Raw genomic sequence first — 10,916 nt, 5'->3', positions numbered from 1 at the left:
GCCCGTAGTGGAAATCAACGGCTTTACTTTATTTCATTGTAAAAGAAAAAAGACTGTAGGCAAACTCTCAAATTTTTTGAGTTTGTCTACAGTCTGAAATGAGGTAGTCGATTCAATTCGACTACCTCATTATTATTTTAAATAACTTTGAACAAATAAAAATAAATCAGAATCATCTTCAAGAATGTATTGTTTCATATTCTTATGATACTGGTTAATGCCAATGATATTTCTTTCATAGTCTAACATTATTGTAAAAGATTTTTCTTGATCTGCTGAACTAACTATAATAACAGCGTCCTCACTAAAAGCTGGTCTATTAGGAATTAATTTGTTTTTCATAGAGAGGCTATTTAATATCGAGATAAGCTGTTCTATTTCCTCTGATTTAATATAATGCGACTGTTCTCTAGTATCTGAAATCAAAACATTTCTGATACTCGCAATATCTAATTCAGATACCACATCATTAAAAGAAATTAGCCGTCCACGATAAAACAACATTATTAGCAGAATTATAACTAGTATTATTACCAAAATCCATATTATTCTTAGTTTTCGAATAGCTATCGCCTCCTAGTTTCTTTATAATAAATAGACCATTTTAAGTTATTTATACAATTATATGATAAATTTCCGATAAATTAGATTTCATTTTCCACTACCAGTGGCAGAAAATATACAGACGATCCGAGTATCAGTTAGACATACACTTGGTTTCCTAGATTGTTCTCAGATCGGTTGTTTCAGAGCCAATACGCTTCCTCAAAGAAAGTGGTGTCACACTAAAAAATAAATTAAAGGAGGAAATTAAACGGAATTTAAAGAATAAAAATTGCAGCATTAAAGCAAAGTCCTACTTCCCGCTAAAATCATAAGAAGTTATTTTCTGAATGTTAATAGTGCTAGTATTAACATTCGTCAGTATTGTTATCACTAATTCTATCTTATGATGAAAATAGAGAGGATTTTGTTGAAGAAAGTAAGTATATGATTTGTACTCATCTACTAGTTTTATAATGGCTGATTACTGTCTAACATTAACTAGTAAAGGAAGTGTATGTATGAAAAAGAAGATTGGTTCGATTGTAAGGTTACTACTGCTACCAGCTGTTATAGGTCTAATACTAATTTTTAATAACCAAGATGTAGTTTCTGCAAATATGGTTACGATACCTATTTATGCATCTGAGGATACAACAATTGTTTATGAAGGAATGGGTACGAATAAGTTTATATACGAGGATGGAGGATCTGGATATAGATATCTGGATGTAGGTTATCAGGGAACTTTTGGTTCTCCGTTAGAGGTTCAATCCTTATTGAAATTTTAATTGCCAGCAACTCCCCCAGGGTACCAGGTTGAAACTGCGAACCTTTACTTCCCAGTAATAGGTGGGACGATTCAAGAAACAGCTGCTTTCGTATTCAAGGTTTCTACGAGCACCAATCACGATTGGACTCAAAACACTGTGACACCTTCGAGATTACCAGCGCCAACTACAGGTTCTACACAATCTAGAATATTAAACAGTTCAGTCCTTGTAAATAAACCCACACTTGCTCCCTTTATTTTTACAAGCTACATATTAGAGGAATCAACAAAAACTACTCCTAGAGCAACATTTATTCTTTCCTCTTTTTCGGCTGAGGAAGCACAAATTGCCAATATATTATCTAGTGATCATTACATCCAAACGACTAAAACTAATATGGGGGGCGGGGGTCAGAGTCCATATTTAATTATTACCTATTCTGAGATTGTAAATATTGAGATAACAGGAATTGACGATGGAGGTCTATATAATACGAATGTAACGCCAAAATTTAACATTGGTACAGCAACTTTGAATGGAACACCATTTACAAGTGGAACACCAGTTACTGCTGAAGGTTCATACACGTTAACGGTTGCAGCTGGTAGCCAATCAAAAACAATCCAATTCCGAATAGACAAGACATCTCCGACAGGGTCAGTAACCATCAATGGAGGAGCAGCGTATACAACATCACGAGTAGTAATGCTTGATTTCACCTTAGGAGCAGGTGTGACGGATGTCGCTCGCTTACAGTTCTCAAACGACAATCTCACATGGTCAAGTGAAGAAGCTTATATCGATAGCAGGAGCTATACATTGCCAACAGGTGATGGTATAAAGACAGTTTATGTAAGATTTATTGGTAGGGCAGGCAATGAGGGATCAGCACAGGCTAGTGTTATTCTGGACACAACAGCCCCAATTGTCAATGGTGTAATAAACGGAGCAAGCTACAATTCCACACGAACAATTACTTTTAACGAAGGTACAGCAACTCTAAATGGTAGTCGGTTTACGAGTGGGACGTCTGTGAATGCTGATGGTTCCTATGTGCTCATTGTTACGGATGGTGCAGGTAATGTTACTACCGTTACTTTTACCATCGATAAGACAGTCCCAGTTGTCAGCGGTGTAGAGGAAGGCAAAAGTTATAATACGTCAAGAACAATTACTTTTAACGAAGGTACAGCAACTCTAAATGGTAGTCCGTTTATGAGTGGGATGTCTGTGAGTGCTGATGGTTCCTATGTGCTCGTTGTGACGGATGGTGCAGGTAATGTTACTACCGTTACTTTTACAATCGATAAGACAGTCCCTGTTGTCAGCGGTGTAGAGGAAGGCAAAAGCTACAATTCCTCACGAACTATTACTTTTAACGAAGGTACAGCAACTCTAAATGGTAGTCCGTTTGTGAGTGGGACGTCTGTGAATGCTGACGGTACCTATGTGCTCGTTGTTACGGATGCCGCTGGTAACTCGATTACCATAACTTTCAGTATCAATAAAATAGCACCAATTAAATATACAGTAAAATACGACGGAAATGGCGCTACTGGAGGACAAGTACCAGTCAATAGTCAAACTTATGAGGATGGACATAGCGTTACAGTAGCGGGTAATAATAGAAATTTAGTGAGGACTGGATTTACGTTTAATGGTTGGAATACAAAAGCAGATGGCAGTGGGATAAATTATGTGGTAAATAACAAATTTTCTATTAACGCCTCGGATGTCACACTGTATGCCTTATGGAAGGTTAATCGTTATACTTTGTCATTCGAGTCAAGCGGAGGCGATGCTGTCACGGCTCAGAGTATATCATACAACGCAACAGCATCAGAACCGACTGCACCAACAAAAACAGGTTATACATTCGGTGGTTGGTTTAAAGAATCAGCCATCATTAACCAGTGGGACTTTACGAAAGATGTCATAACAGCGAATATGACGTTGTATGCGAAGTGGATTCAAAATAATTCTTCAGGCAATAATGGTGGAGGATATAATCCAACACCTCCTAAAATTTCGATTGTATTTTTTGAAACGAATGGAGGGAACCTATTAGATAATTTGTCTGTCACAAATGATACTAGACTAGCAGAGCTACCAATCCCCATAAAAGAAGGATATACGTTTGGTGGCTGGTATCATGATGAGGCGCTGACAAAAAAGTGGGACATTACAAAAGATCGGGTGTCAAAAGATACAAAATTGTATGCAAAATGGGTTGAAAATAAGACACCAGAACCGATACCAAATCCAGAAGAACCGAATTCTGAACTTCCGGTTGTAACTTTTGATGACTTATCAGGACATTGGGCAAAAGAAATGATTGAGGATTTAGCAAGTCAAGGGATAATTACAGGGTATCCAGACGGTTCTTTTCACCCGAATGAAACCATCAAACGTCATCACATGGCTTTGCTATTCATACGTGCTTTCGAGTTTGAACCAATACGTGAGGTGGTTTCATTTTCTGATGTATCTACAAATCATCCTTCCTATGAGGCCATTATGTCACTGCAACAAGCAGGAATAGTTGATGGATCAAAAGGAGAATTTCATCCAAATAATTCGCTGACTCGTGCAGAGATGGCTAAAATTGTGGCACTTGCCCTTGGGATAGAACCAGGTGGAACAAGTACTTTCCAAGATGTATCTACAACCCATTGGAGCTATGCTTACATCGCTGCACTGGAAGAACTAGGGATTGTACTTGGTGATAAAGGCAAATTTAAGCCTGATGAACCCGTGACACGTGCACAATTCGTGGCAATGATTAATCGAGCATTGAATCTAACAAGATAACATAACTGAATTCATCAATAAAGCCCAAATACTGTGTAATCAGTAGTTTGGGCTTTTCACCTTTTGTTTCATCTTCTTCTATCCATGACATTTAATACTTTCTGTCCATCCTTAGAAGACAATCAGAATGTCCTAATTAATCCCTTGATAAAATAATGTCGCCACCGCTGTGAATAAATCTACAGCAAATGAATGTCTAAGTTTATAGGGGGTTTACCATTTCTAAAGAAAGCAGAGGTGTATTTTTTAACAATGTTAAAAAATAGTCGGTACCATACCACCATCCATACGAATCGGAGAACCTTTAAATGCAGATGCATAGGGACTACATACAAATGTAGTCATTCTACCTATTTCAAATGGTTTGATAAATCGTTGTATTTCAGATTGGGGTAAATTTGTAGTCATAAAATCTTTTTCTTTCTCTGAAAATGTCATATTTTCATCAGGGTACAAGCCTTCGATTATTTGATATACATTCTCAGAGAGAGTGGGTCCTGGCATAATTGTATTAGTAGTAACTTCTGTACCTATTGTTAATTTAGATAGGCTTTTTGACAATGATAATAGCATTGATTTAGTCATACAATATTGAGGCATTTGCCCCGAAGGCATGATTGCTTCTTCACTCGCAATAAAAATAATACGACCAAAATCATTTTCCAACATTTTAGGTAAGTAAAATTTAGATAATCCATTTGCAGCAAGAACATTAGTACGGAAATATTTTTCCCATATTTCATCGTCAACGTCTTCATATTGCATAATTTCATAAATACCTAAATTATTGACCAAAATATCAATATTAGGATATTTTTCGAATAGAGCTTCTCTTTGTTGAATATCCACTATATCGGCTGTTGCATTTTGAGGGGACGTTGACGGGTAATCTGACTTAATTTCATTTACAGTTCGTTCTACCTCTTCGTAATTTCGTCCATTAATTAGTACATTAACACCCTCTTTAGCAAGCTCAATGGCAATTGCTTTACCTATACCTTTTGTTGAACCAGTCACTAAAGCTATTTTATTGTTTAATCCCATATCCATATTTTATTCTCCTTTTAAATTACTTATTATGATGATTCTATCGTTCAAAAAATGTTCTGATAATTTTTAAGTTTAATTTAGTTATAAAATTATTTAGACAAAGTCAATTTATCAAGTTTGCTCCTAAATATTCAGTACGCCATTTGGAAGGAGTATCACCCTCCCAAAGACGGAAGGCGCGGTAGAACGAGTTCTGGTCTTCAAATCCAATCAGGAAGGCCACTTCTTTAATATCAAGAGATGGGTCTGACAGATATTCTCGTGCCTGCTGATGCCGAACTTGTGTCAACAAATGCTTGAAATTCGTCCCTTCGTCAGTAAGTCTGCGCTGCAAAGTACGGTCGCTCATCCCTAGTTCGCTCGCTATAGAATGGATGTCAGAGCGTCCTCCAGATAAACTACGCTTCATAATCCATTTGACCATTTCGGTTATTGAGCATGTGTGTTGTTGCTCATTCAACGATTGATCCAGTACGGGAGTCAGAATGTCCAGCAACTCTGCGTTGTACGAGACAAAGTGGCGGTCCAAATCTTCTCGAAGTATCGTCAACTTGTTACAATTTGCACCGATTTGAACACGGCATCCGAAGTAAGCTTCAAGGTTCTGTACATCACCCATTGAGTGTGAAAATTCAACGAACTTCGCAGTCAAAGGTTGTCCTGTGCCCTTGCGCCCTAGTTCGAGAAGAAATGCCAGCGTGACACCAGCAAGCATTGGGGGGCCAGATTCCTCACTATTCAACCATTCTAGTTCAATGGTACAATTCTCGCCTTCTTCGGTGATACGTAAGCTTTCAGGCGGGCACAGCTGCTTGTACCTTGCCATTCGTCTTAGAGCATCACGATAATTACGAGCGTGGTAAGCAGTTAAGACAGTTGGGGGATAATGAACTGTTTCAAAACCAGTCGCAAGCTTGATGATTCCTTGAGCAGTGTCATCAATGAGATCTGAATAAGCCTGCCAAATCGCAAAATATTGGGCGGTGGTGACCACTCGTTCAGTAATAATGGTGATTGGTAGTCGTGCTTTTCGAACCACATCGAGAGCGGTCATCCCTAATTGAGGTAATCCTTCCCAAAATCCCAAAGGCATTTTAATACGCTTAGAATTTTGTAATGTCATACAAAGTGTGCCTCCTTTATCTACTTACATTAATTGGTTTTAACCGTAGTTTTCGTCCTACTTTGTGATGGGACAATTTTTATAGTATCTTTCCTAAGACGCATTGTAACTAGCAAATCGTGACAAATAACTTGCTAATTACGCCAAATTCAAAAGAATGTAGTGATAGATGATGAACTATGAGATTTAGGGGGTCTACTCTAGAAGAGCATTCCTGCATATCTAGAATGATGTATCCATCCCATTAAAAACAGTGCTTAAAAATAGAAGAAAGCTATCGTTTTGATCAATCTTTATTCAAAACGATAGCTTTTTGTATGGGATGAAATTAAGCTTGAATCGCGTTTTTAATCAAACTTTATTTCAAAGCTGCACCTAGAAGACAGAAAACTGCATGATATCAATGGAATGTCTGACGGTTTCTATTTCAGGAAGAACAATAACGGAAAAAATCTACTGCAAATGTCATCATCGTTCAGTATAACTGAATTTCGTGTGCTCTTCGTCTAACTGTTTCACCTTTTTTATGAGTTGAAATCTGAAACAATACTTAGAAGTAACATTCAACATTTTTACCAACAGTTATAGCGTTTTTTTGTTTGGGCGAAAGTAAATTTTCTAAAAGAAAAAAATTTTTTTAAAGAAATTTTCATAAAGTAGTTGAATTTTTTTCATATTAAGCATATATTTTTCCTAAGGGAAACAAAATATCTTGAAAGAAAGAAGAGTGCGTGAATGAAAGAGTTAGGTGATTTCAAGCTGACGATTCTTCCAATGGTAGTTTTATTAATTCTTACAATTCTATGGAAACTCACAGAATCTGTAGGAGCTGGCATGATATTAATCCTTTTCTGGATGAGCTGGCGCCAGTTTATTCGGAAAATTATATAAATAAAGCGGTTATTTGAGAAAGAGCGATGTCATGAATGATACAAGCCACTACAAGGCGGACATAGTCAAAAGATCCAATGATGTTTGTCCGCCAAATCCTTTAAGGGTGCATCATTACTGCTTTTTTTCAAGCAATTGCTAATAAAATGAAAGAAGAGGTAACTTAATGAAACAATGGTTAGGTGTATTCGTACTATCACTCTCGCTGCTCTTATTCGGTTGTTCAACTGAAGCAGAAGGTGAAAAAGAAGGAATTGTTGTCGCTACTACAGGACAAATCGCAGATGCCATAAAAGAAATTAGTGGCGATCATTTACAAGTATCAGCATTAATGGGACCAGGGGTAGATCCTCACTTATACAAGGCCACTCAAAGTGATTTATCGAAATTGGATAAAGCCGAAGTCATTTTTTATAATGGCTTACATTTAGAAGGACAAATGCTCGATATTTTTCAGCAAATGGCAAAGGATAAAACCGTTTTGGCAGTTGGGGAAACATTAGACACGAAGCAATTACTTGCCAGTGATAGCGATGCCATGCTACATGATCCCCATATTTGGTTCGATATCGAGCTTTGGAAGGGTGTTGTCAAAGCAATCAGTTTGCAACTTCAAGAAGAATACCCAGCATTTAAAGAGGATTTTCAACAGAATGAAGTGTCCTACTTAAAGAAACTGGATGATTTACAAAGCTATGCACAAAATCGTGTCAATGAAATTCCACAGACGCAACGGATTTTAGTAACGGCACATGATGCTTTCAATTATTTTGGTCGAAGCCAAGGTTTTGAAGTGCGCGGCTTACAAGGGCTAAGTACGGATTCAGAGTATGGCGTTAAAGACGTTCAGGAAATGGTTGATTTCTTAGTAGCTAATAAAATCAAGGCTATTTTTATCGAATCTAGTGTGTCTGATAAAGCGATGAAGGCCGTTATTGAAGGGGCTAAAGAAAAGGGGCATGACATTGTGATCGGTGGCGAATTATTTTCGGATGCAATGGGTGCGGAAGGTACAACAGAAGGTACGTATATAGGGATGTATCAATATAACATCGACACAATCGTCGATGCATTAAAGTAGGTGGATAAAATGTATGCATTAACAGTGGAAAATCTATCAGTAGCATATGATAAGAAAACAGTATTGGAAAATGCTTGTGTGACAGTTCCTAAAGGCCATCTAGCTGCTATTATTGGACCGAATGGTGCAGGGAAATCAACGTTTTTAAAGGCGATATTAAATCAACTTCCCAATAAAGTTGGAAAGGTTGAGATTCTAGGAAAAGTCTTTGAGCCAAAAAGTTTAGTAGTTGGATATGTACCTCAACGAAATGCCGTCGATTGGGATTTCCCTACGAATGCCCTAGATGTCGTGCTGATGGGGCGATACGGACATACAGGTTTATTTAAAAGACCGACCAAGCAAGATAAAATAGTCGCTCGTCAAGCATTAGCAAGTGTAGGTATGCAGGACTTTGCAGAGCGTTCTATTGGACAGCTTTCAGGTGGACAGCAGCAGCGTGTTTTCCTAGCAAGAGCCCTTGCACAAAATGCAGATATATACTTTTTAGATGAACCGTTTGCTGGGGTAGATGCTGCAACAGAAAAAACCATTATTGATATTTTAAAAGCGCTAAAAGCCCAGGGAAAGAGTATTTTTGTTGTGCATCACGATCTTCAAACTGTCAAAGAATATTTTGATTATACGATTTTATTAAACAAAACGATTTTAGCATCAGGTGCAACGGAAGAGGTTTTTACACCAGAACAGTTACAAAAAACATATGGTGGTAAACTATTCATGATGCAGCATGCGTAAGGAGGGTCATGATGTTAAGTGGTAACTTATTGTGGGTACTTAGTGGCACTATGTTACTTGGTATCGCAGCTGGCATAACAGGAACCTTCTCCTTCTTGCAAAAACAAAGCTTAGTGGGTGATGCTGCGGCACATGCAGCATTACCAGGCATCGCGCTCGCGTTCTTGCTAACAGGGCAAAAGGAATTACCGATTTTAATGCTGGGAGCGGGCATTACGTCTGCCTTATCTGTTTATTGTATACAATGGATTGTGTCATTTTCAAAACTGAAGGCGGATGCAGCCATTGGATTAGTTCTTACCGTATTTTTTGGCATCGGCGTTGTATTTTTGACAGTAGTTAACCGAAGTCCACTTGGCAACCAAAGTGGCCTTAATAATTTTATTTTTGGCAAAGCAGCAACAATGACAAAAGCTGATTTAATGTGGCTGTTTATCAGTGCAGCTATTATTATTTTGGTTAGTCTTTTCTTCTACAAGGAATGGAAGCTACTCATCTTTGATCCTGTTTATGCCAAAGGGATTGGCTTACCGATAGAGGCTCTAAAGGCCACGTTGACAGTGTTAATTGTGATGACGATTGTTACAGGTATCCAAGCTGTAGGCGTTATTTTAATGTCGGCTTTATTAATTATTCCTGCAGCAAGTGCCAAATTATGGACGAAAAAATTGAGCACTATGCTCCTCTTGAGTGCAGCGATTGGAGGTATCGCTGGCATCACAGGTACTTTTATTAGCGCGATTCGAACGGGATTATCAACAGGTCCAATTATCGTCTTAGTCGCGGCGGGTATATTCTTTATCTCTTATTTTATTAGTCCTGCAGGCCAAATTAATAAATATCGTAGAAAAATGCAATTTCGAAAGCAGGGTGATATAGGATGATTGAATTTTGGGTGGTATTGACTGGACTATTAGTGGGGGTAACTTGTGGGATTGCAGGCGTTTTTCTTATTTTGCGTAAAATGTCCATGATAGCGGATGCCATTAGCCATACGGTGCTCTTTGGCATTGTCATGGCCTATATCATTACACAATCATTAAATGGCTTTTGGATGCTTATAGGTGCAGCAATCGCTGGAATTTTAACCGCTTATCTCGTCCAATTATTACATTCTTCTGGTATTCAAGAGGATGCAGCGATAGGGGTGGTCTTTACGTCCTTGTTCGCGGCGGGTGTCCTGCTGATTACATTATTTGCTAGTAATGTCCATTTAGATGTCGAGCATGTCTTAATGGGAGAGATTGCTTTTGTTCCATGGGATCGATGGACGCTGCTAGGTATAGCAATGCCTAAGGCTGTGTGGATGCTTCTACTTGTATTAATCATCAATATTGTGTTTCTGTTCCTGTTCTTTAAAGAAATGAAGCTCGCAACCTTCGACCCTGTCTATGCCGCAACAATTGGTATACCCGTTGTCTTTCTACATTATGGATTTATGACCTCGATTTCGTTCACAACTGTTGCTGCCTTTGATAGTGTAGGGGCCATTTTAGTCGTCGCGATGCTGATTGGTCCTGCAGCAACTGCCTATTTAATCAGTAAGACGATTCAGCAAATGTTTGTCTACAGTATGCTCTTTGGGGCAGGCGCATCAGTGATTGGCTATTATTTAGCAAAGCTATGGGATACTTCTATTGCAGGTATGATGGCCACAACTGTAGGCTTACTATTTATCATTACTTTAATCAGTCAAAAAATCACCGAGCGTAGAAGAAAAGCGCTTGTTCATAAACTGGAAATGTCATAATGAAAAAACATCGTTTGATTAGTTCATCAAACGGTGTTTTTTAATGGAATAATTCGAAATTTTGGATGAGTTTTCGTTAGAGGAAAAATAGTATACTCTTTTAAAAAAATATTAGATTGGGAAGGAGTAGCATAGAATATAGCAATCTTTTCAATA

General features: G+C 38.0%; 9 protein-coding genes. 6 read left to right on the top strand and 3 right to left on the bottom strand.

Going from position 1 to position 10,916, the window contains the following annotated elements; genetic code table 11:
• Window positions 1-132: 132 nt before the first annotated feature.
• Window positions 133-342: a hypothetical protein gene (locus AO843_RS24945; RefSeq protein WP_197278974.1), complete on the bottom strand. Its 210-nt coding sequence runs from the start codon at window positions 340-342 to the stop codon at window positions 133-135.
• Between the two features lie 722 nt (window positions 343-1,064).
• On the opposite strand from AO843_RS24945, the gene AO843_RS20980 reads away from it, so the two are divergent.
• On the top strand, window positions 1,065-1,334 hold the full coding sequence (locus tag AO843_RS20980; RefSeq protein ID WP_054613016.1) for a hypothetical protein: 270 nt from the start codon (window positions 1,065-1,067) through the stop codon (window positions 1,332-1,334).
• Entirely contained in the window at window positions 1,335-4,127 is a 2,793-nt protein-coding gene (locus AO843_RS24255; RefSeq protein WP_082389551.1) for an InlB B-repeat-containing protein, read from the top strand.
• A gap of 255 nt (window positions 4,128-4,382) precedes the next feature.
• On the opposite strand, the gene AO843_RS20970 is transcribed toward AO843_RS24255, so the two are convergent.
• Both AO843_RS20970 and AO843_RS20965 read right to left on the bottom strand, forming a co-directional pair.
• On the bottom strand, window positions 4,383-5,177 hold the full coding sequence (locus tag AO843_RS20970) for an SDR family NAD(P)-dependent oxidoreductase (protein WP_054613015.1): 795 nt from the start codon (window positions 5,175-5,177) through the stop codon (window positions 4,383-4,385).
• A gap of 103 nt (window positions 5,178-5,280) precedes the next feature.
• Window positions 5,281-6,300, bottom strand: coding sequence for an AraC family transcriptional regulator (locus AO843_RS20965; protein WP_054613014.1), 1,020 nt, complete (start codon window positions 6,298-6,300; stop codon window positions 5,281-5,283).
• A 1,057-nt stretch (window positions 6,301-7,357) separates the two neighbouring features.
• On the opposite strand from AO843_RS20965, the gene AO843_RS20960 reads away from it, so the two are divergent.
• Genes AO843_RS20960 through AO843_RS20945 form a run of 4 tightly spaced genes read left to right on the top strand, consistent with a single transcriptional unit; the run spans window position 7,358 to window position 10,760 of the window.
• Window positions 7,358-8,272 carry a metal ABC transporter solute-binding protein, Zn/Mn family gene (locus AO843_RS20960; protein ID WP_054613013.1) on the top strand — a complete coding sequence of 305 codons (915 nt, stop codon included), beginning with the start codon at window positions 7,358-7,360 and terminating at the stop codon, window positions 8,270-8,272.
• Between the two features lie 9 nt (window positions 8,273-8,281).
• Entirely contained in the window at window positions 8,282-9,010 is a 729-nt protein-coding gene (locus tag AO843_RS20955) for a metal ABC transporter ATP-binding protein (protein ID WP_054613012.1), read from the top strand.
• An 11-nt stretch (window positions 9,011-9,021) separates the two neighbouring features.
• Window positions 9,022-9,894, top strand: a complete 873-nt coding sequence (locus tag AO843_RS20950; protein WP_054613011.1) for a metal ABC transporter permease — start codon at window positions 9,022-9,024, stop codon at window positions 9,892-9,894.
• On the top strand, window positions 9,891-10,760 hold the full coding sequence (locus AO843_RS20945; RefSeq protein ID WP_054613010.1) for a metal ABC transporter permease: 870 nt from the start codon (window positions 9,891-9,893) through the stop codon (window positions 10,758-10,760). The genes AO843_RS20950 and AO843_RS20945 overlap by 4 nt, the downstream gene beginning before the upstream one ends.
• The last annotated feature ends 156 nt before the right edge of the window (window positions 10,761-10,916 follow it).

Source organism: Lysinibacillus sp. ZYM-1 (assembly GCF_001308875.1).
Taxonomy (GTDB): Bacteria; Bacillota; Bacilli; order Bacillales_A; family Planococcaceae; genus Lysinibacillus.
The sequence above is the reverse complement of the archived record's forward strand: the minus strand, read 5'-3'. Positions and strand labels throughout refer to the sequence as shown.